The organism is Pseudomonas sp. GW821-FHT09A09 (assembly GCF_059418405.1).
Map to the genome: position 1 here is coordinate 197092 of NZ_JBWKPU010000007.1, position 20246 is coordinate 217337.

General features: G+C 63.4%; 18 protein-coding genes and 1 riboswitch. Of the genes, 12 read left to right on the forward strand and 6 right to left on the reverse strand.

Annotation, left to right across the window (positions count from 1 at the left end):
* The first annotated feature begins 2 nt into the window (after positions 1-2).
* Both AC07OV_RS08505 and AC07OV_RS08510 read left to right on the forward strand, forming a co-directional pair.
* Positions 3-1631: an ABC transporter ATP-binding protein gene (locus AC07OV_RS08505; RefSeq protein WP_494996808.1), complete on the forward strand. Its 1629-nt coding sequence runs from the start codon at positions 3-5 to the stop codon at positions 1629-1631.
* A gap of 111 nt (positions 1632-1742) precedes the next feature.
* Positions 1743-3029, forward strand: a complete 1287-nt coding sequence (locus AC07OV_RS08510) for an OprD family porin (RefSeq protein WP_495092031.1) — start codon at positions 1743-1745, stop codon at positions 3027-3029.
* A 146-nt stretch (positions 3030-3175) separates the two neighbouring features.
* Here AC07OV_RS08510 and AC07OV_RS08515 read toward each other — a convergent pair whose 3' ends face one another.
* Positions 3176-4054: an FCD domain-containing protein gene (locus AC07OV_RS08515; RefSeq protein ID WP_176997696.1), complete on the reverse strand. Its 879-nt coding sequence runs from the start codon at positions 4052-4054 to the stop codon at positions 3176-3178.
* 141 nt (positions 4055-4195) lie between these two features.
* Here AC07OV_RS08515 and AC07OV_RS08520 point away from each other — a divergent pair, with 141 nt between their 5' ends.
* From AC07OV_RS08520 to AC07OV_RS08535, 4 genes are all read left to right on the forward strand, one after another.
* Positions 4196-5701 (forward strand): serine hydrolase domain-containing protein, encoded by a 1506-nt coding sequence (locus AC07OV_RS08520; protein ID WP_495092032.1) that lies wholly within the window; start codon positions 4196-4198, stop codon positions 5699-5701.
* Between the two features lie 12 nt (positions 5702-5713).
* Positions 5714-7009, forward strand: a complete 1296-nt coding sequence (gene aptA, locus AC07OV_RS08525; RefSeq protein ID WP_495092033.1) for an omega-aminotransferase AptA — start codon at positions 5714-5716, stop codon at positions 7007-7009.
* Positions 7006-8427 (forward strand): aldehyde dehydrogenase family protein, encoded by a 1422-nt coding sequence (locus AC07OV_RS08530; RefSeq protein ID WP_495092034.1) that lies wholly within the window; start codon positions 7006-7008, stop codon positions 8425-8427. Before aptA ends, AC07OV_RS08530 begins: the two co-directional genes overlap by 4 nt.
* An 80-nt stretch (positions 8428-8507) precedes the next feature.
* Positions 8508-8774, forward strand: coding sequence for a hypothetical protein (locus tag AC07OV_RS08535; protein ID WP_494996813.1), 267 nt, complete (start codon positions 8508-8510; stop codon positions 8772-8774).
* Positions 8775-8779: 5 nt separating this feature from the next.
* Here the strand turns inward: AC07OV_RS08535 and AC07OV_RS08540 are convergent, their stop codons facing one another.
* Positions 8780-9712, reverse strand: coding sequence for a GlxA family transcriptional regulator (locus AC07OV_RS08540; protein WP_494996814.1), 933 nt, complete (start codon positions 9710-9712; stop codon positions 8780-8782).
* Between the two features lie 160 nt (positions 9713-9872).
* On the opposite strand from AC07OV_RS08540, the gene AC07OV_RS08545 reads away from it, so the two are divergent.
* Entirely contained in the window at positions 9873-10550 is a 678-nt protein-coding gene (locus tag AC07OV_RS08545) for a type 1 glutamine amidotransferase domain-containing protein (RefSeq protein ID WP_495092035.1), read from the forward strand.
* A 79-nt stretch (positions 10551-10629) separates the two neighbouring features.
* Complete coding sequence (locus tag AC07OV_RS08550) at positions 10630-11751, forward strand: alkene reductase (RefSeq protein WP_495092036.1); 1122 nt, start codon at positions 10630-10632, stop codon at positions 11749-11751.
* A gap of 57 nt (positions 11752-11808) precedes the next feature.
* On the opposite strand, the gene AC07OV_RS08555 is transcribed toward AC07OV_RS08550, so the two are convergent.
* The gene (locus tag AC07OV_RS08555) at positions 11809-12807 is read right to left on the reverse strand and encodes an NAD(P)H-quinone oxidoreductase (protein ID WP_495092037.1); all 999 of its coding nucleotides are present in this window, start codon (positions 12805-12807) and stop codon (positions 11809-11811) included.
* A 159-nt stretch (positions 12808-12966) separates the two neighbouring features.
* Between AC07OV_RS08555 and AC07OV_RS08560 the strand changes: the two genes are divergently transcribed.
* Positions 12967-13842 carry a LysR family transcriptional regulator gene (locus AC07OV_RS08560; RefSeq protein ID WP_495092038.1) on the forward strand — a complete coding sequence of 292 codons (876 nt, stop codon included), beginning with the start codon at positions 12967-12969 and terminating at the stop codon, positions 13840-13842.
* Between the two features lie 21 nt (positions 13843-13863).
* Here AC07OV_RS08560 and AC07OV_RS08565 read toward each other — a convergent pair whose 3' ends face one another.
* Positions 13864-14682 carry an alpha/beta fold hydrolase gene (locus AC07OV_RS08565; protein WP_495092039.1) on the reverse strand — a complete coding sequence of 273 codons (819 nt, stop codon included), beginning with the start codon at positions 14680-14682 and terminating at the stop codon, positions 13864-13866.
* A 149-nt stretch (positions 14683-14831) separates the two neighbouring features.
* Between AC07OV_RS08565 and AC07OV_RS08570 the strand changes: the two genes are divergently transcribed.
* A complete protein-coding gene (locus tag AC07OV_RS08570) occupies positions 14832-15899 on the forward strand; it encodes an NAD(P)-dependent alcohol dehydrogenase (protein ID WP_495092040.1) in 1068 nt (355 codons plus the stop codon).
* 85 nt (positions 15900-15984) lie between these two features.
* Here AC07OV_RS08570 and mntP read toward each other — a convergent pair whose 3' ends face one another.
* Positions 15985-16548, reverse strand: a complete 564-nt coding sequence (gene mntP / locus AC07OV_RS08575) for a manganese efflux pump MntP (RefSeq protein WP_494996821.1) — start codon at positions 16546-16548, stop codon at positions 15985-15987.
* Between the two features lie 10 nt (positions 16549-16558).
* A riboswitch (yybP-ykoY riboswitch) is annotated at positions 16559-16728 on the reverse strand.
* A gap of 66 nt (positions 16729-16794) precedes the next feature.
* Positions 16795-17367, reverse strand: a complete 573-nt coding sequence (locus AC07OV_RS08580) for a LuxR C-terminal-related transcriptional regulator (RefSeq protein WP_494996822.1) — start codon at positions 17365-17367, stop codon at positions 16795-16797.
* Between the two features lie 130 nt (positions 17368-17497).
* Between AC07OV_RS08580 and AC07OV_RS08585 the strand changes: the two genes are divergently transcribed.
* Complete coding sequence (locus tag AC07OV_RS08585; protein WP_176997709.1) at positions 17498-18676, forward strand: acetyl-CoA acetyltransferase; 1179 nt, start codon at positions 17498-17500, stop codon at positions 18674-18676.
* Positions 18677-18679: 3 nt separating this feature from the next.
* Positions 18680-20212, forward strand: a complete 1533-nt coding sequence (locus AC07OV_RS08590) for a class I adenylate-forming enzyme family protein (RefSeq protein WP_495092041.1) — start codon at positions 18680-18682, stop codon at positions 20210-20212.
* Positions 20213-20246 lie beyond the last annotated feature (34 nt).

The window sequence follows — 20246 nt, forward strand, 5'->3', positions numbered from 1 at the left end:
ACATGTCGACCAATCCTGTTTTGCTCAACGTGGAACACCTGAAAATCCGTGTGGGTGAGCACGGCCCGTTGGCGGTGGATGACTTGAGTTTCAGCATCGCCCCCGGTGAGATCGTGGCGTTGGTGGGCGAGTCTGGCAGCGGCAAGACCATGGCCGCCCGCGCCGCCATCGGCCTGCTGCCGTTGCCCATGCAGGTGTGCGGTGGGCGCCTGGATTTTCAGGGGCGTGACCTGGCCAGCGTGAGCAGCGAAGAACTGCGCGGCATTCGCGGCGCGAGCATCGGCATGGTGTTCCAGGAGCCCATGGTGTCGCTCAACCCGGCGTTGAAGATCGGCCAGCAGATGAGCGAAGCGCTCAGGCTGCACACCGACCTCGATCCGCCGCAGATTCGCGAACGTTGCCTGACCATGCTGCGGCGCATCGGTATCAAGGCGGCCGAACGTTGCCTGGAGTCTTACCCGCACCAGTTCTCCGGTGGCATGCGCCAGCGCATCATGCTGGCCTCGGTGATGCTGCTGCGCCCGGCGTTGTTGATCGCCGACGAGCCCACCACCGCGCTGGACTGCCTGGCGCAGCTGGACGTGATCGAGTTGATGCTGGAACTGACCCGCGAGCAGGGCACCGCGATCCTGTTTATCAGCCATGATCTGTCCCTGGTCGCTCGCTATGCCCACAAGGTGGTGGTGATGCGCCACGGCAAGGCCGTGGAGCAGGGCAGCATCGACGACATCCTGCTGGCGCCCAGGGCCGACTACACCCGCCAACTGCTGGAAGCCTTGCCCCGGCGTGGCGAGCTGGCAGCGCTGCCGGCGAGTAATGGGCCATTGGTCGAGGTGGACCAGGTGTGCATCGAGCACCCCGGGCCGACCTCGTTCTGGGGCAAGCGCCAGTTCAATCGTGTGGTGCATTCGGCCAGCCTGGTGATCGCCCCGGGCGAAACCCTGGCGCTGGTGGGTGGCAGCGGTTCGGGCAAGACCACCTTGGGGCGTTCGCTGGTGGGGTTGATCAAGCCCTGCGCCGGGGCGATCCGCTTCAAGGGCGTGGACATCCTCAAGGCGGCCAACCGTACCCATCGCTTGCAGTGCCAGATGATTTTCCAGGACCCGTATTCGTCCCTGAACCCACGGATGAAAATCGGTGAAATCCTCGCCGAACCGTTGCGCCACGAGCCCGGCCTGAACGCTGCCGAGCGCCGCGAGCGGGTGACGCAGACCCTCAAGGACATCGGCCTGGGCGAGCAGTTTGTCGAGCGCTTCCCCCATCAGCTCTCGGGGGGGCAGCGCCAGCGCGTGGCCATCGGCCGGGCCCTGGTACGTCACCCGCAACTGGTGATCGCCGACGAGCCGATCTCGGCCCTGGACATGACCATCCAGAAGCAGATCCTCGAGCTGTTCGAGCGCTTGCAGGCCCAGTACGGCTTTGCCTGCCTGTTCATTTCCCATGACCTGGCAGCGGTGGAGCGCATCGCCCATCGGGTGGCGGTGATGCACCAGGGTAATGTAGTGGAAGTGGGGTCGCGCGAGCAGATCTTCGATCACCCGCAGCACCCGTACACCCGGCAGTTGCTGGCCGCCGCCAGCCCGCTGGAACAGTTGCCGGACGGCGGCTACCGAATACGCCCGGCCATTTAAAACCCTGATTTCACTCGGCGCGCAGGCCTTGAAGCCTGCGCGATGGGGAACGTCGCGCCCAGAAAAACAATAAGACCTACTCACTCCCAACGACTGCCAGGAGCCAAGACCATGCATAACAACAACACGCTCAACCTGATCCTGAAGGGCGCCGGCCTCGTGAGCGGGGGCCTGCTGTGCGCCCCCGTCCAGGCGGATTTCATCAAGGACAGCAAGGCGGATCTGGAGCTGAAAAACTACTACTTCAACCGCGATTACCGTGAAGACGCCGGGCAATCCAAGCGCGAGGAATGGGCCCAGGGGTTCATCCTCAACCTCAAGTCGGGGTTCACCGAGGGCACCGTGGGATTGGGTGTCGACGTGGTCGGCATGCTCGGGCTGAAGCTCGACTCCAGCCCGGATCGTTCCGGCTCGGGCCTGTTGTCCCGGGACAACGACGCCACGCCGGGCAAACCGAGCTACGCCAAGCGCGCCCATGACGAATATTCCAAATACGGCGTGACCGGCAAAGTGCGCTTTGCCAAGAGCGAACTGCGCAGCGGCTACCTGCTGCCCGACCTGCCGACCTTGCAGCCCAACACCAGCCGGTTGTTCCCGCAGACCTTTCGCGGTACCCAGGTGACCTCCACCGATATCGCCGGGCTGGCCCTGATCGGTGGGCAGATCGACCAGACCAGGCAGCGCGAGTCCACCGACTACGAAGACATGGCGCTGACCAGCCAGAACGGCGCTTATAAAAGCACGGGCAAGAGTGATCGTTTCCGCTTTGCCGGTGGTGATTACAAGCTCACTCCGGGCATGACCCTCAGCTATCACTTTGCGCAGTTGGAGGACATCTACCAGCAGCACTTTGTGGGCGTGAAAAACAGCTTTGCCCTGGGCGGCGGCACGCTCAAGACCGATATCCGCTATTTCGACGCCGACAAGTCCGGCGCCGGCCTGGCCGGCAAGGTGGACAACCGTGCGCTGAGTACGCGGGCCATGTTCAGCTACAAGGGCCACAGCTTCGGAGGCGGCTATCAGGAACAGTACGGTGAGACGCCGTTCACCTACGTGGACGGCACCAACACCTACCTGTTTTCCGAGTACCAGTTGAGCAACTTTTCCCAGACCAACGAGCGGGTCTGGCATGCGCGTTATGACTTCGACTTTGCGGCACTCGGGGTGCCCGGGCTGACGTTTTCCACGCGGTGGGCCAAGGGTGACCAGGCCGAGGTGAAGGGGTTTGCGGGGGAGGGGCGTGAGTGGGAGCGGGACATCGACCTGGGCTATGTGTTTCAGTCCGGAGCGCTCAAGGGGGTGTCACTGCGCTGGCGCAATGGGCTGAGCAAGGCCAACTATTTCCGGGACATGAATGAGAACCGGGTGATTGTTGGCTACACCGTGGCGCTCTGGTAATGACGATGGGCGGGGTGTGGCGTGCTCGGTCCACATGTGGGAGCTGGCTTGCCTGCGATAACAGTCTCTCGGTGTGCATATCCGTTGCGGCAGTCAAACCTGCGTTCGGCCAGCGTGCTCGGTCTCCCCGCACGACGCCAAGGTCATTAGCCCTTGTTCCTGGCCACCCGCAACTTGCTCGCCACATCCAAATGCCGGTGCAACAACGTCGACGCCCACTCGTTATCCCCTTGCTCCAGCGCATCCAGGATTGCCAGGTGCTCGCAGCACGACACCTTGACGCGCTCCGGGTTGTTGACGGTGTGGAACTCGGTCAGGCGGCGCAGGCGGTTCTGCTGCTGGATGGCTTGCAGGAGGTAGCCATTGCCCGATGCCGCCGCCAGCAGTTCATGGAACTCGGCGTTGTACTCGATGAAGCGTTGCCCATCGACCTTGCCTTCAAGCAGTTCCATCTGGCGTTCGCGGCAGCGGCGGAACTGTTCGGGGTTGATCTTGAAGGTCGGCTCCATCAACCCCGCAGGCTCCAGCAGCATGCGAAAGCGGTAGCTCTCGAAACGGGTCTGTGGGCTGTTCAGGGTCGGCAGGAACTGCCAGCCGTGGCCGTGCTTGCGTTGCATCACGCCTTCGTCCGACAGGCGCAGCAGGCAGCGGCGCAACACGCTTTTGCCGACGCCGTAGCGGCGCAGCAGGTCGCTTTCGGAAATCTGATCGGGCAGCACCTGGTTCAGCCGGTCGTCAATCAGCCGGGTGTACAGCGCGTCCTCTTCGTTGTGCAACTGCGTGAACTGTTGCACCAGGCCATCGGCCGCTTCCAGTGGCACGCGATAGCCCTGCTGGGGCAGCGGCTCGATGGCCTTCTGTTCGGCCAGGTACACCAGCGCGCTGCGGATCGGCGAGCGCGATACCCCCAGGCGCTGGGCCAACTCCACTTCCTTAAGGTGCAAACCGGGTTGCAGGTCGCCGCTGGTGATGGCGGCCAGGATCTGGCCGGCGACTTTGGTCTGCAGCGAAGTGAGTGAGGACATGGCGCGTGATCGTTCCTGTGACAGGGAGGGCAAGGATACCCGGAAAGTCTGGATTATAGAGGGCTCAAATACATCTGGGCCGCTGCGAACAAATCTTTATCTGCATTATTTGAAATATAAAAACATTTTCGAGGACCCATCATGACCTACATCCCGCTGCCAAGGGCCTTGCCCGCCGACCGTGGCGTCGATCCCGCCGGCGTTGTCGACTTCCTCCAGGCCGTCGCCGACATCGGCCTCGAACTGCACAGTTTCCTGCTGTATCGCCAAGGCGCCGTGGTGGTCGAGGCCTATTGGCAGCCCTATTCGGCCCACCGCATGCACGTGCAGCATTCGGCAACCAAGAGCTGGACCGCCACCGCGATCGGTCTGTTGATCGACGACGGCCGCCTGAGCCTGGATGCCAAGGTGGTCAGCTTCTTCCCCGAACTCTGCCCGCAACCCATCAGCGCCAACCTCGCGGCAATGGCCGTGGAAGACCTGCTGACCATGCGCACCGGCCACTCTCGCGGAATCTCCGGGGGCGACTGGCGCAACCTGCAGAGCAGTTGGGTCGAGGCGTTCCTCAATGAGCCGGTGGATGAGCCACCGGGTCAGTCATTCATCTACAGCAGCGCATCGAGTTTCATGTTGTCGGCCATCGTGACCCAAGTCACCGGGCAAACGATGCAGGCGCTGTTGCAGGAGCGCGTGCTCGATGACTTGGGGCTCGACCACCTGGAATGGGACCTGGCCCCGGGAGGTTTCAACTCCGGGGGCAATGGCCTGAGCTGCACCAGTGAAGACTCGCTGAAATTCGGCGTGCTGCACCTCAACCGGGGCCAGTGGCAGGGGCGCCAGTTGTTATCGCCACACTGGGTGGCCGATGCCACGCGTAACCAGGTGGAAGACGTGTGGATGGGCGAGTTCGACGGCAAGCAATACCTGCCGCGTGACAAGAACAAGGCCAATGAGGCCCAGCGCGAAGGCTACGGCTACCAATGGTGGATGACCGAGCACGGCGGCTACTACGCCTCGGGTGTGTTCGGCCAACACTGCATGGTACTGCCGGACCAGGACACGGTGATTGTCTTCACCAGTGGCTTGCGCCTGGGGGAGAAACGCTTGCACGCGGCGCTGTGGCAGCACCTGTTCCCGGCGTTGGGCCGCACGGCCATCGATGCCCAGGCCAGCCAGGCAAAGCTGGAGGCGCTGATCGACGGCCTGCGTTTGCCGAGCTTGCATGGTTTGAAAACTTCGCCGGCCAGCCAGGGCTTGCAAGGCCGTTTCGCCATGGAGCCGAACGAAGACGGCGTGCGCGAAATCGCCTTTGATTTCCAGGGCGATCACTGCGATTTCACCTTGGTGGATCATCGCGGCACTCACCACGTGCGCGCCGGTTTCCAGCAGCCGCTGGAGACGCTCACCAGCCTCACCGGCAACTACCTGCACCACCAATACCAGCCGGAACAGACCCCGGTGATCGCCCAGGCACGCTGGTCCACCGAGGGGGTGCTGATCATGGATTGGCGCTTTGTCGAAACGGCCTTCGGTGACCATGTCAGCTGCCGTCTGCAGGACGGTCGCTTGCGCTTCGACCGTGGCGTCAACACCAACGCCGGCAGCCTGCAACGTCCGACCCTGAACGGGTCGCGCATCCAGCTTTAAGGAGTACACCTCATGACCTCATCCCTGTGGGCCCCGTTTACTGCGATGCGCCCGTTCAACCGCCAGCCGATGCTGTTCGACCGCGCGGCCGGCATGCACTACACCACCCCCGAAGGCCGCCAGGTGCTGGATGCCATGGCCGGGCTGTGGTGCGTCAATGCCGGGCACGGTCAGGCGCAGATCGTCGAGGCGATTCGTGAAGCGGCGGGGCGCCTGGACTTCGTGTCCTCGTTCAAGATGAGCCATCCGGCCGCGCTGACCCTGGCCGACCGCTTGGTGGACACGGCCCCGGCCGGCCTGGACAAGGTGTTTTTCACCAACTCCGGTTCCGAAGCGGTGGACACTGCGCTGAAGATCGCCCGTGCCTACCACCAGGCCCGGGGCGACTGCCGCAGGACCAAGTTAATCGGCCGTGCCAAGGGCTATCACGGCATGGGGTTTGGCGGGTTGTCGGTGTCGGGGATCGGCCGGCAGAAACGGGATTTCGGCCCGTTGCTCGGCGACGTGGCGCACTTGCCGTTGCCCTATGACGCGGGTTCGCGGTTCAGTGCCGGCCAGCCAGAGCAGGGTGCGCACTATGCCGATGCGCTACTGCAACTGCTGGAGGTCCACGACCCGGCCACTGTGGCGGCGGTGATTGTCGAGCCGGTCACCGGTTCCGGTGGGGTGTATGCACCGCCACTGGGCTACCTGCAAAAGCTGCGCGAGCTGTGTGATCGCCATGGGTTGTTGCTGATTTTCGACGAGGTCATCACCGGCTTCGGGCGCGTGGGGCATTCGTTCGCCGCCCAGGCGTTCGGTGTGACGCCAGACCTGATGTGCCTGGCCAAAGGGCTCACCAACGGCGCCGTGCCCATGGGCGGTGTGCTGGTCAGCGGCACGGTGTATGAGGCTTTCATGCAAGGCCCGGAACAGGCCATCGAGCTGATGCACGGCTACACCTATTCAGCCCATCCGCTGGCCTGCGCGGCCGGTTTGGCCACCCTGGAGGTGCATGCGGCACTGGGCATCAATGCCCGTGTGCAGCAGATTGCACCACTGTGGCAGCGCACCGCCCTGGGGTTGCGTGATAACCCGTGGGTGCAGGACGTGCGCGCCATCGGCTTGCTGTGTGCCGTCGAACTCAAACCCCGCGACGGTGCCCCGGGCGCCAGGGCGGGCGAGGTGGCGCAGCGCTGTTTCGACGCCGGTGTGCTAGTGCGGGCTTCCGGGGAAAACATCGTGCTGTCGCCACCGTTGATCATCGACGAAGAACAGGTCGCGCTGGTGTTCAACACCTTGCGCCACGCCCTTGAGGCCACCCGATGAACAGCCTGGATTTCTATATCGACGGTGCCTGGGTCAAACCGTCGGGCGGCGAAACCTTGTCGGTGATCAATCCTGCCACCGAACGCCCCATCGCGACCATCAGCCTGGGCACTGCCGTCGACCTTGACCGTGCCGTGGCGGCGGCCAGGCGCGGATTCGACGGCTACGCGCAGTGGTCCCGCGAACAGCGCCTTGACCTGCTGGCGGCCATCATCGACGGTTACCGCCAACACAGCGAAGCGCTGGCGCAGTGTGTGCACCAGGAGATGGGCGCACCGTTGTCCCTGGCTCGCAGCGCGCACGTTCCGGCAGGTCTGGGCCACTTGCGGCGTGCCCATGAGGTGCTCAAGGACTATGCCTTTGACCAACTCCACGGCAGCACGCTGATCAGCCGCGAGCCGATTGGCGTGTGTGGCTTGATCACGCCGTGGAACTGGCCGCTCAACCAGCTTACCTGCAAACTCGCCCCGGCCCTGGCGGCGGGGTGCAGCGTGGTGCTCAAGCCGAGTGAAAAAGCGCCGTTGTCGGCCATGTTGCTGGCGGACATCCTGCATCAGGCCGGCGTGCCCAAGGGTGTATTCAACCTGGTCAACGGTGATGGGCCGACCCTCGGTGACGGCATCGCTCGGCATGCCGGTATCGACATGGTGTCGTTCACCGGTTCCACCGGGGCGGGCATTGCAGTGGCGAAGGCAGCGGCGGATACGGTCAAGCGGGTGTCCCAGGAATTGGGTGGCAAGTCGGCCAACCTGATCCTGGCCGACGCTGACTTTGAGGTTGCCGTGCGCCATGGCGTGAGCAGTTGTTTTCGCAACAGCGGGCAGTCGTGCAATGCGCCGACGCGCATGCTGGTGCCCCGTGCCTTGCAGGCCCGTGCAGTGACGATTGCCCGGGACGTCGCTGCTGGCATCTGCTTTGACGACAGCCACCCTGGGAGCGCCATGGGCCCCTTGGCCAACCAGGCCCAGTTCGAACGGGTCCAGGCGTTGCTGGGTAGCGTGGACATTGCACCGGTGTGCGGTGGTGTGGGGCGGCCCGAAGGCATGACCACAGGCTTCTACGCACGACCGACGGTGTTTGCCGATGTGCACCCTGAGTCGCCCATTGCCCGTGAGGAAGTGTTCGGCCCGGTGCTGGTGATCATCCCCTATGACAGCGAAGAACACGCCATCGCCCTCGCCAATGACAGCCCCTATGGTCTGTCGGGCTATGTCAGCGCCGGCAGCCTGGAACGGGCGCAGGCTGTGGCACGGCGCTTGCGCACCGGTATGGTTCATCTCAATGGCAGCAAGGCCGACAACGGCGCGCCGTTCGGTGGCTACAAACAATCGGGCAACGGCCGCGAGTGGGGGGTCTTCGGCCTGGAGGATTACCTGGAGGTGAAGTCGCTGTTCGGCTACCAACCGGGAGAGGGTTGACGATAAGGTTGAACTTAGCCGAGCCTGCTGGCTCCTAGACTCGTCGGCCGCTCTGGCCATTAATTTCACAAGGAAGCGAAATGAGCCTGTTCCCTTTGCCAAAAATGCTTGTCAGTGCCGCGTTGCTGTTGACCCTGGGCGGTTGCGTGACGATGTCCGGCGATTACAACGTCACGGCCGTGGACGCCAATGGCCAGCCGATCAAGATGGTGATGACCAGCCATGGCAGTGCGATCTACTCCTCGCGCAACGCGTTCTGCAGCAACTTCCCGAAAGCCACGGTGACCATCCGCGACGTCCACACCGGCGAAGAACTCAAGAGCGAAAGCCCTTACCACTGCCGCTAGGCGTTCTAGCTCCTGAACACCTGCTGCATGGCCTGGGGCGGTTGCCCGAAGGCCCGCAGGAACGCCTGACGCATGCGCTCGCGATCACCGAAGCCGGTTTCGCGGGCTACCACCTCGACCGGGTGTCGGCTGGTTTCCATCAGCACCCGGGCGGCTTCGACCCGTAGCGACTCAATAGCCTTGGCAGGCGTCTGCCCGGTTTCCTCGCGGAACACCCGGCTGAACTGACGTGGACTCAAGCGCGCCACATCGGCCAGGGCGTCCACCGACAGGTCGTGGGTGAGGTTCTCGCGGGCATAGGCCAGGGCCAGTTGCACGCGGTCGGACCTGGGGTCCAGCTCCAACAGTGCCGACACCTGCGACTGCTCGCTGCCCCGACGCTGGGCGATCACCAGCTTGCGTGCGATGCGTCGGGCGAGGTCGTTGCCCAGGTCGTTCTCCACCATGGCCAGTGCCAGGTCCACGCCGGCGCTCATGCCGGCCCCGGTCCACACCTGGCCGTCGACCACGAACAACTTGTCCTCTTCCAACTGGATATGCGGATAACGCTTGCGAAAGGCCGGCGCGTGGATCCAGTGAGTGGTGGTGCGCTTGCCCTCCAGCAGGCCGGCGTCGGCCAGCACGAAGATGCCCATGCACAACGAAGCCACGCGCCGTGACTGGGCCGAAGCGGCCTTGACCTGCTCCAGCAGGCTGGCTTCCGGCAGGCGGAACTCCATGTAGCCGCCGACGATCAATGTGTCATAGCCCTGTGGCCGGATCGGTGTGGTGTTCACCGAGAAACCCTGGGACGTCATCACCGCGCCGCCGTTTTCCGACACCAGGTGGAATTCGTAGGCTGGCTCGCCCTGCAACAGGTTTGCGCATTCGAACACCGAGGCCACGCTGAGGCTCAGGCATTCGAAATTCGGGTAAACCAGCAGCGCAACACTGTGCATCGTCATTCTCCAGGGGGCATGGCAAGGAGGGGATTGTCGGCGGCGGGTGGGCAAACGGCAACTGCCATCGGGCATGTCCGAAAACCTTGCGGATATGACGTTGTGGCAACACTCCCTGGCTCCTAAGCTTCAACCCACACTCATCCCGAGGCACTCGACAATGAAAGTATTGATGGTATTGACCTCTCACGATCAGTTGGGAGACACCGGCCGCAAGACCGGCTTCTGGCTTGAAGAGTTTGCCGCACCCTATTACGCGTTCAAGGACGCCGGTGCACAGATCGTGCTGGCATCCCCCGCCGGTGGCCAGCCGCCGCTGGACCCGGTCAGCGACCTGCCGGACTTCCAGACCGAGCAGACCCACCGCTTCGCCGCCGACCCGGCTGCGCAACAGGCCCTGGCCAACACGGTGAAGCTGGACACGGTCAAGGCTGCCGACTTCGACACGGTGTTCTACCCCGGTGGCCACGGCCCGCTGTGGGACCTGGCCGAGTCGCCCACCTCCATCGCCCTGATCGAGGCGTTCGAGCGGGCCGGCAAGCCCATCGGTTTCGTGTGCCACGCGCCGGGCGCCCTGCGCCACGTCAAGGCCGTCAACGGTGAGCCGCTGGTCAAGGGCCGCCGCGTGACCGGGTTCTCCAACTCGGAAGAGGCCGCCGTGGAATTGACCGACGTGGTGCCGTTCCTGGTGGAAGACGAATTCAAGAAACTGGGCGGCCTGTACGAGAAGGGCGCCGACTGGCAATCCTTCGTGATCGTTGACGGCACGTTGGTCACCGGGCAAAACCCCGGCAGCTCGAGTGACGTGGCCAAGGCCCTGCTGAAACTCACCGCTTGATTTAATTAATCCCCTTATTGATTGGCGACTCCCAGGAGTCGCCAATGCTTTTGCTCGTCCAAAATTTGGAAAACCTCCCATGACAGACCCCATTTTAAGCACCCCGGTAACGCTGGGCGGCCATACCTTGCGCAATCGTATTGTGCTGCCGCCGCTGACCCGCCAGCGCAGCGCCCAACCCGGTGATATCGCCACTGACCTGATGGCGCAGTATTACCGCCAGCGCGCCACGGCGGGTTTTATGGTCAGCGAAGGCACGCAGATCGAACCCCGTGGTCAGGGGTATGCCTGGACGCCAGGTATCTACACGCCGGAGCAAATCGAGGGCTGGCGCAAGGTCACGGATGCCGTGCATAGCGAAGGCGGGGTGATCTTTGCCCAGCTGTGGCATGTGGGGCGTGTGTCTCACCACGGCTTGCAGCCAGAGGGTGAGGCCCCGGTAGCACCGTCGGCGCTCCAGCCCCGGCAGGTCAAAGCCTTTATCGAAACCGGGCCGGGGGCAGGGGAGTTGGTTCAACCGCCGGTTCCTCGCGCGCTAAGGACTGAGGAGGTCAAGGACTTGGTTCGCCTGTATGCCGAGGCCGCACGCAATGCGATGGCGGCGGGTTTTGACGGCGTGGAGATTCATTCGGCCAACGGCTACCTGGTCAACCAATTCATTTCGGCGCATGCCAACACCCGGGACGACGAATACGGCGGCTCGGTGCACAACCGCCTGCGTTTCCTGCGTGAAATCGTCGCTGCCGTGAGTGAGGTGGTCGGCCCCCAAAGCCTGGGCGTGCGGTTCTCGCCCTTGTTCAGCGGCACCGACCAGGACCGTGTGTACATCGGCCTGGTGGAAGAGGACCCGCATTACACCTACCTCGAAGCGATCAAGCTGCTGGAGGCGGCGGGAATCGCCTACGTGTCCATCGCCGAAGCCGACTGGGACAATGCTCCGGAACTGCCGGACACGTTCCGCCGTGATGTGCGCGATACCTTCAGCGGGCGGATCATCTATGCCGGCCGCTACACCGCCGAGCGTGGCGCGCGGCTGATCGAGGCGGGGCTGGCGGACTTGATCGGCTTTGGTCGCCCGTTCATCGCCAACCCGGACCTGCCGCAGCGGCTGTTCAACGGCTGGCCGTTGAATCCATTGCGGGTGAAAGGGATGTATGGGGGCTCGGAGCAGGGTTATACCGATTATCCCGCCTATCGCTAGCTGTGAAGTCAATGTGGGAGGGGGCAAGGCCCCTCCCATTTTTTATCGACGGTGTTGTTAGATAACCCGCAACACAATCTTGCCGATGTGATCCCCACCTTCCATACGCCCATGCGCCTGGTCGGCCGCGGTGTAGTCGAACACCTGGTCGATCATCGGCAGGCAGCGTCCGGCCGACAGCAGCGGCCATACGTGCTCACGCAGTTGGGCAGCAATCGCTGCTTTTTCTTCGCCGGTGCGCGGGCGCAGCAGTGAACCGGTGACGACTGCGCGCTTGCCGAGAATGGTCAGCAGGTCCACATCATTGGCCCGGGCGCCGCCGAGGAAGCCCAACATCACCAGCCGGCCGTCCATGGCCAGGGCCTTGAGGTTATTGTTGAAGTAGGAGCCGCCCATGATATCGAGGATCACATTTACGCCCTGGCCCTCGGTTTTCTGAGCGATGACCTCGGCAAAATCCTGTTCGCGGTAGTTGATGGCCTCGGCGCCCAGGGCACGGATGGCCGCGCATTTGTCTTCGCTGCCGGCCGTGGCAAAGGCCTGGATGCCCAGCTCGCGGCACAGCATCAAGGCGGTGGTGCCGATACCGCTGGTGCCGCCGTGGATCAACACGCGCTGGCCTTTATGCGCGCCACCCAAGCCGAACAGGTTGGCCCAGACGGTAAAGAAGGTCTCCGGGATCGCGGCCGCGTGCACCCAGTCCATCCCGTCGGGAATGGGCAAGGCCTGGCCGGCCGGTACCGCACAGAATTGCGCATAGCCACCGCCGTTGGTCAGGGCGCAGACCTTGTCGCCAATTGCATATGCACTCACACCATCGCCCAGCGCTACTACTTCGCCGGCCACTTCCAGCCCGGGAAACGGGCTCATGCCAGGGCGCATAGGGTAGGTGCCGGCGCGCTGCAAGGCGTCGGGGCGGTTGACCCCGGTGGCGTGCACGCGAATCAGGATTTCGCCCGGGGCCGGGGAGGGCACGGGCTGCTGACTTGGCTTGAGCACCTCGGGGCCGCCCGGGGTGGTGATTTCAATCAGGGTCATCTGTGCTGGCAGGGTCATGGTGCGAATCCTGTGACGGTGAACGTATGGGGTGGGACCGCAAGGCGCGGTCATTGATTCAGTGGTGTTTCCATGGCGCCCAGCATAGCGGGGATTTTTGATGCAATAATGCTGCGAATTGGCAAGCCATTGATGCATATATGCAGCGGGGAGGCGCGTATGAACTGGGATGATGCCCGGGTGTTCCTGGCGGTGTGCCGCGAGTCGACCTTGCGCGGCGCCGCACGGGTGTTGGGGGTGGACCAGGCGACGGTCGGTCGACGGGTCAATGCCCTGGAAAAGTCCTTGAACGCGACGTTGTTTTTGCGCACCTCCGAGGGCTATGCGCTGACGGCGGTGGGCGAGGCGGCCCTGCTGTCGGTGGAAAAGATGGAGCGCTCGGCGATTGAACTTGAGCGCCAGATCCAGGGCCTGGATGACCGCCTGACTGGCACCGTGCGGGTCAGCACCACCGATTCCCTGGCCATCGACTTCCTGATCCCGGCGATTGCCTGCCTGCACGACAAGCACCCCGACGTGCGCGTGCAACTGGACGCCACCACCCAGATCCTCAGCCTGGCCAAGCGCGAAGCCGATATTGCCGTGCGCAACACCCGCCCCGAAAACCCCGACCTGATTGCCCGGCGCATCGCCCGCTGGCCGGTGGGGTTGTTTGCGTCCCAGGGTTACATCGACCGCCACGGCGTGCCGGAACCGGGCAGCGTGTTCGACGGCCACGACCTGGTGGTCTATCACCCGCACCTGCACAGCCAGAAAGACCTGGCCCTGGTCAACGAGCCGCTGGGGCGCGGGCGCATTGTGGCAGCGGTGGGGTCCAGCCTGTTGGTGCGCCGTTCCATCGCCGCCGGTATTGGCCTGGGTGAATTGCCGGTAGTGACCGGCGAGCGCGACGGGCTGGTGCGCGTCTGGCCCGAGCGCACCCGGGTTTTGCCCTACGACGTCTGGCTGGTGACCCACGCGGACCTGCGCCACACCGCACGGGTGCGGGCAGTGATCGATGAAATTGTCGCGGCGTTTGCGGGGCTGGCCGTGTGACGCCAGGCCCGCTCACCCCAATCAGCGGTTAAGAAAGGCCAGCAGGTCTTCATTCAACGCTTGGGTATGGGTGACCGCAAAACCATGCGGTGCATCCTTGTAAACCTTCAACTGGGCGCCCTTGATCAGTTCGGCAGCGACCTTGCCGGTGGTCTCGAACGGCACGATCTGGTCGCCATCGCCGTGGATCACCAGGGTTGGCACATCGATCTTCGCCATGTCCGGGCGGAAGTCCGTCTCGGAGAACGCAGTGACGCAATCCACCGTCGACTTGAGCGAGGCCTGCAAAGCGATTTGCAAGGTTTGGGTCAGCACGCCGGCGGAGACCGTCTGGCCCTTGTTGATCCCGAAGAACGGGGTATTGAAGTCGGTGATGAACTGCGCGCGGTCCTTGAGCAACCCGGCCTTGATGCCGTCGAACACGGCGGTGGGCACGCCTTGTGGGTAATCCGGTTTCTGGCCGAACAGCGGGGTGACTGCACCCAGCAACACCAGGCCGGCCACGCGGGCGCTGCCGTGGCGTGCGATGTAACGCGCCACGTCGCCGCCGCCCATGGAGAAGCCCACCAGCGTCACGTCCTTGAGGTCCAGGTGCTCGATCAACTGCGCGATGTCATCGGCGAAGGTGTTGTAGTCGTTGCCGGACCACGGCTGGTCCGAACGCCCAAAGCCGCGACGGTCGAACGCGAGGGTGCGAAAGCCGCGGCTGCTCAGGTATTCCATCTGGTATTCCCACATATCGGCATCCAGCGGCCAGCCGTGGCTGAACAGCACGGGCTTGCCGCTGCCCCAATCCTTGAAGTAGATCTGCGTACCGTCTTTGGCGACGAATGTGCTCATGGGAAACTCCTGGGAGGGTGGGATGAAAGCATTACGTCGCACTATTGCGCCAAACCGGACGAAGGGCTTGTACGGATGTGCTCGGTTGAACGGTTCAGCGTCTATGCTGGTCCACTGACCTCCAACGTCAGATCACACAGGTGAACGAAATGGCCAAGACTTACAGCTACGCCGCCCAGAACGCCAAGGATTCCCTCAAGCCCTACACCTTCGAGCGCCGCGCGCCGGGGGCTGATGACGTACAGATCGACATTCTCTTCTGCGGAGTCTGCCACTCCGACCTGCACACCGTGCGCAACGAATGGAACAACACCCTGTACCCGTCAGTGCCGGGCCACGAAATTGTCGGCCGCGTCACGGCAGTGGGCGCCAATGTGAAGAAGTTCAAGGTCGGCGACCTGGCCGGTGTCGGTTGCATGGTCGACAGCTGCCAGCACTGCGCATCCTGCGCCGAGGGCGAGGAGCAGTATTGCGAGAACGGTTTTACCGGCACCTACAATGGGCCGATGTTCGGGGGCGAGAACACCTTCGGCGGTTACTCGGACAATATCGTGGTCAAGGAGAAGTTCGTGCTGCGCATCTCCCATGGCGATGCCAACCTGGCCGCCGTGGCACCGTTGCTCTGCGCCGGGATCACCACCTATTCACCGCTGCACCACTGGAAGGTCGGCCCGGGTAAAAAAGTTGGGGTGGTCGGCCTTGGCGGCCTGGGCCACATGGCGGTGAAAATCGCCCACGCCATGGGCGCCCACGTGACGCTGTTCACCACTTCACCCAACAAACGCGAAGACGGCCTGCGCCTGGGCGCCGATCAGGTGGTGGTGTCGAAGAACCCGGATGAAATGGCCAAGGTTGCCAACAGCCTGGACTTCATCCTCAACACCGTCGCCGCACCGCACAACCTCGACGCGTTCATCAGCCTGCTCAAGCGCGACGGCACCATGACCCTGGTTGGCGCACCCGACAGTCCGCACCCGTCGCCGGCGGTATTCAACCTGATCTTCAAGCGCCGCAGCCTGGCGGGTTCGTTGATCGGCGGCATCCAGGAAACCCAGGACATGCTGGACTTCTGCGCCAAGCACGAGATTGTCTCGGACATCGAGATGATCGATATCCAGGGCATCAACGAAGCCTATGAGCGGATGCTCAAGGGCGACGTGAAATACCGCTTCGTCATCGACATGCAGAGCCTGAAAAAGGAAAGCCACGCCGCCTGACAACCGCCATCGCCGGCAAGCCACCGCCGATCTCCTGTAGGCGCTGGCTTGCCAGCGATAGCTATCTACCAGACGCTGGTACCGTTCAGGCCGACAGGTGCTCATACAAAATCGTCGCACCCACCAGCATCAGCACCACGCCGCCGACCATCTCGGCGCGTTTGCCCACCACGGTACCCAGCACACGCCCGAGCATCATGCCGATCGTGACCATGGTCATGGTCGCCAGGCCAATGGCGGCTGCGGCCACCAGGATATTCACGTCGACAAACGCCAGGCCCACGCCCACGGCCAGGGCATCGATGCTGGTGGCAAACGCCGTCACGGCCAGGATCATGAATGAATGCTGGGTCGGTTTCTCGACCTCTTCATCCTCGGCCTTGAACCCGTTGTAGATCATGTGCAGGCCCAGCGCGACCAGCAGGGTAAAGGCGATCCAGTGGTCCCAGTGTTCAACCCAACGGGTGGCGGCATGGCCGATGGCCCAGCCGATCATCGGCGTGATGGCCTCGATCACACCAAAGATCAGGCCGGCGCGCAGGGCTTCGGTGAGGCGTGGTTTGTGCAGGCTGGAGCCTTTGCCGATGGCCGCCGCAAAGGCGTCCGTGGACATGGCCAGGGCGAGAAGAATCAGGGAAATGGGGTTCACGGTCAGGCTTCCAGTCGGGCTGCATGAGTCAACGACACACCCACACGCCCGACTTCCGGCATGGATATGTCGCTGGTCTCACCAACCACAACGGTGTTCGTACCACGGCAGGTTGCCGAATATGTTGATACGAACGCTTCTGAACGGGTCAGAAGCCGGTTACTCCCCAACGAAGGGCTGCATCATAGAGGGCCAAACATGAAAAAACCGTCAACGCCTTTCACCCGCGCTTGGTGTTCAGCTCTATCAGTTGGTCGGGATGATCTTCGACACCAGCTCCACCACCGTTTTGGCCTGCAACTTCCTCATCAGCCGCGCGCGGTGCACTTCCACCGTGCGATGGGAGATCGCCAGGCGCTGGGCGATTTCCTTGGACTTGTAGCCGTTGACGATCAGCAGGGCGATTTCCCGCTCCCGTGGCGTGAGGTCGCCGGTGCCCTGGTGGGCGCGATCCAGGCGCTCGAAGTGCCAGATCATCAGCTTGAACGGGTCCTCGGGCGTGAGGGTGTAGCCGTGGGACTTGGCCCAGAACACCTCACCGTTTTTGTGCTGCATGAAACGCTCGTCGGAGTAGAAACCGTTGTCGCTGTCGAGCAGCCAGTCGTGGCTGCGCTTGCCGATGGCGTGGTAGTCGGCCTGGGACGGGTAGATCAACAGGGTCAACTGGTTGAGCAGGGCTTCGCGCGGGTAGCCGAACAGCTGCAGGAAGGCTTCGTTGCAGTCGATCATCACGCGGTGGCTGGTCACCAGCTGCGGTGCGGGGGAGCGTTGGAACGCCAGGCGTTCGATGTCGGGAAATTGCCGGGTAAACACGGTCATCAGGCATCCTGCCTCGTTGTTTTTCTCACCTGGAGGCTACTTATCCGTGTAAGTAGTTACACGAATTGGCGAGCGACCAGTGGTGGGGCATTGTAGGGAATGTACGCACCAAAAACAGAAGAAATTGATTATGACTGCTCAAAGCGTCTCCATTGTTGCCGCCGGTCATTCACGTTTTGGACGCCTGGAAGGCACCACCCTTGAAGACCTGATCGTGCAGGTCACCCGCGAAGCCCTGGTGGATGCGGCCATCGATGCCGCGCAAATCGATGCGGTGTTCCTCGGGCATTTTAACGCGGGGCTGGTGCCTGACGGTTTTGCCTCTTCTTTGCTGCTGCAGGCCGACCCGGGGCTGCGTTTCAAACCGGCCACGCGCTGCGAAAATGCCTGTGCATCCGGTTCGGCGGCGATCCAGGCCGGGGTGAACGCGATCCTGTCCGGCAGCGCCGAGCTGGTGTTAGTGGTGGGTGCCGAAAAGATGACCCACACCTCCACGGCTGCCGTCACCCAGGCCCTGGCTGGCGCCGGCTACCAGAATGACCCGGCAGAAGCCGGCCTGAGTTTCCCGCAGCTGTTCGGCCGCGCGGCGCGGCAGTACGCCGAGCGCTACCACTGTCCGCTGGGCTCGATGGCGGCCATCGCCACCAAGAACCACTCCAATGCCATGGCCAACCCGCTGGCGCAGATGCACCGGGTGATGGATTTTGAGCACTGCAACAATGTTTCGCCGAGCAACCCGTTTGTGGCCGACTCCCTGCGGCTCACCGACTGCTCGCTGATCAGCGACGGCGCCGCCGCCATCATCCTGGCTTCGCCCAAGCGTGCCCGTGCCTTTCGCCGTGACGTGCAGATCTGCGCGATGACCCAGGTCAACGACTGCCTGCCTATCGCCCAGCGTGACATCCTCGCCTTCGAAGGCCCGCAACGGGCGATCCACGCAGCGTTGCGCGGGGCGAATATCACCCTGGCCGACCTGAGTTTTGCCGAGGTGCACGACTGCTTCACCATCGCCGAACTGCTGATCTATGAAGCCATGGGCCTGGCGCCCAAAGGCGAGGGCCATCGCGTGCTCGACAGCGGCGTAGTGCGCGCCGGTGGACGCTTGCCGGTGAACCTGTCCGGTGGCCTCAAGGCCAAGGGGCACCCGGTTGGAGCCACTGGGGTGTCGATGCATGCCCTGGCGTTCCGCCAACTGACCGGCGAACCGATCGGCCTGGCAGTGCCCAACCCCGAGTTCGGCCTGGTGTTCAACATGGGCGGGATGGCGGTGGCCAACTATGCCTCGGTCCTCCATGCGCGGCGCTGCTGAGCCATGAACATTGCCAACTGGCTGCACGACACCCAACGCCGCGATCCTCAACGCCCCGCGCTGTTCGACGGCACGCGGCAAACCGCCGACTATGCCACCTTCGCCGCCCATGCCCGCCAACGCGCCGCCTGCCTGGTAGACCAGCACGGGCTGGTGCCCGGCGATGCGGTGGCGGTGCTGATGAAAAACAGCGGCGACTACCTGGAATTGCTCTACGCCATCTGGTGGATGGGGGCGGTCGCGGTACCGATCAACGCCAAGCTGCACCCGGCCGAGGCGGTGTGGATCGCGACTAACGCTGAGGCGCGCCTGATCTTCACCGATGGCGGCAGGGTGTTTGCCGCACGCGACCTGCCTACAGTCTGCAAGGAGCTGGACGGCCACGTGTTGCCCCCGACACGCCCCTGGCCCACCCTGGAACACCCGGTGCCACGCCAGGACTCAGACCTTGCCTGGCTGTTCTACACCTCCGGCACCACGGGGCGTTCCAAGGGCGTGATGCTGTCCCATGGCAACCTCATGGCGATGTCGCTGTGTTATCCCACCGATGTCGACTCGGTGAGTGGAGATGACGCGGTGGTGTATGCCGCGCCGATGTCCCATGGCGCAGGGCTCTACAACTTCATCCATGTGCGCTGCGGTGCACGGCATGTGGTGCCGGCTTCCCATGGCTTTGACGCCGCCGAGCTGTTCGGGCTCGCGGCCGAGTTGGGCAACGTTTCATTGTTTGCTGCGCCCACCATGGTCAAGCGTATGGTCGAACAGGCGCGGCGCCAGGGTTATGCCGGCGAGGGCATCAAGACCATCGTCTACGGCGGTGGCCCGATGTACTTGGCGGACCTGCGCGAAGCCCTGGACACCTTCGGCCCGCGCTTCGTGCAGATCTACGGCCAGGGCGAGAGCCCGATGACCATCAGCGTGCTGCCACGCGCACTGATCGCCGACCGCCAGCGGCCGGATTGGGCGATCCTGGCCGCGTCCGTCGGCCACGCGCAATCCTGTGTGGAAATCCGCATTCTGAATGCAGAGCACCAGCCAGTGGCCACCGGCGAGCGGGGTGAAATTGCCGTGCGCGGAGCCACGGTGATGCAGGGCTACTGGCGCAACCCCCAGGCCAGCGAGCAAGCCCTGGTAGACGGCTGGCTGTTGACCGGCGATATCGGTTTTCTCGACCCGGCCGGCTACCTGACCCTCACGGACCGTTCCAAGGACGTGATCATCACGGGCGGCAGCAACGTGTACCCGCGTGAAGTCGAGGAAGTGCTGGCCCAACATCCCGAGGTGTTTGAAGTGTGCGTGGTGGGCGAGCCGGACGCGCAGTGGGGTGAGTCGGTGGTGGCGTTTGTGGTAACCCGCAGCGGTCAAATCCTCGACGATGCCGAATTGACTGCCTGGTTTCTCGAACGCATGGCCTCGTTCAAGAAGCCCAAAAAATATGTGTTCCGCGATGAGCTGCCGAAGAACAGCTACGGCAAAATCCTCAAGACCGACTTGCGACAGGTGTTGAAAGCAGGGAGTATCGCCGCCGTTCGCTGAACCCGTTTTCCATGGATAGATAACAGACAAGGAG

Bases quoted from the DNA above. Each gene is read 5' to 3' on its own strand.
- AC07OV_RS08505 (WP_494996808.1), top strand. From the start codon at position 3: ATGTCGACCAATCCTGTTTTGCTCAACGTGGAACACCTGAAAATCCGT.
- AC07OV_RS08570 (WP_495092040.1), top strand. From the start codon at position 14,832: ATGGCCAAGACTTACAGCTACGCCGCCCAGAACGCCAAGGATTCCCTC.
- AC07OV_RS08550 (WP_495092036.1), top strand. From the start codon at position 10,630: ATGACAGACCCCATTTTAAGCACCCCGGTAACGCTGGGCGGCCATACC.
- AC07OV_RS08540 (WP_494996814.1), bottom strand. From the start codon at position 9,712: ATGCACAGTGTTGCGCTGCTGGTTTACCCGAATTTCGAATGCCTGAGC.
- AC07OV_RS08510 (WP_495092031.1), top strand. From the start codon at position 1,743: ATGCATAACAACAACACGCTCAACCTGATCCTGAAGGGCGCCGGCCTC.
- AC07OV_RS08560 (WP_495092038.1), top strand. From the start codon at position 12,967: ATGAACTGGGATGATGCCCGGGTGTTCCTGGCGGTGTGCCGCGAGTCG.
- AC07OV_RS08520 (WP_495092032.1), top strand. From the start codon at position 4,196: ATGACCTACATCCCGCTGCCAAGGGCCTTGCCCGCCGACCGTGGCGTC.
- aptA (WP_495092033.1), top strand. From the start codon at position 5,714: ATGACCTCATCCCTGTGGGCCCCGTTTACTGCGATGCGCCCGTTCAAC.
- AC07OV_RS08555 (WP_495092037.1), bottom strand. From the start codon at position 12,807: ATGACCCTGCCAGCACAGATGACCCTGATTGAAATCACCACCCCGGGC.
- AC07OV_RS08585 (WP_176997709.1), top strand. From the start codon at position 17,498: ATGACTGCTCAAAGCGTCTCCATTGTTGCCGCCGGTCATTCACGTTTT.
- AC07OV_RS08545 (WP_495092035.1), top strand. From the start codon at position 9,873: ATGAAAGTATTGATGGTATTGACCTCTCACGATCAGTTGGGAGACACC.
- AC07OV_RS08530 (WP_495092034.1), top strand. From the start codon at position 7,006: ATGAACAGCCTGGATTTCTATATCGACGGTGCCTGGGTCAAACCGTCG.
- AC07OV_RS08515 (WP_176997696.1), bottom strand. From the start codon at position 4,054: ATGTCCTCACTCACTTCGCTGCAGACCAAAGTCGCCGGCCAGATCCTG.
- AC07OV_RS08590 (WP_495092041.1), top strand. From the start codon at position 18,680: ATGAACATTGCCAACTGGCTGCACGACACCCAACGCCGCGATCCTCAA.
- AC07OV_RS08535 (WP_494996813.1), top strand. From the start codon at position 8,508: ATGAGCCTGTTCCCTTTGCCAAAAATGCTTGTCAGTGCCGCGTTGCTG.
- AC07OV_RS08565 (WP_495092039.1), bottom strand. From the start codon at position 14,682: ATGAGCACATTCGTCGCCAAAGACGGTACGCAGATCTACTTCAAGGAT.
- AC07OV_RS08580 (WP_494996822.1), bottom strand. From the start codon at position 17,367: ATGACCGTGTTTACCCGGCAATTTCCCGACATCGAACGCCTGGCGTTC.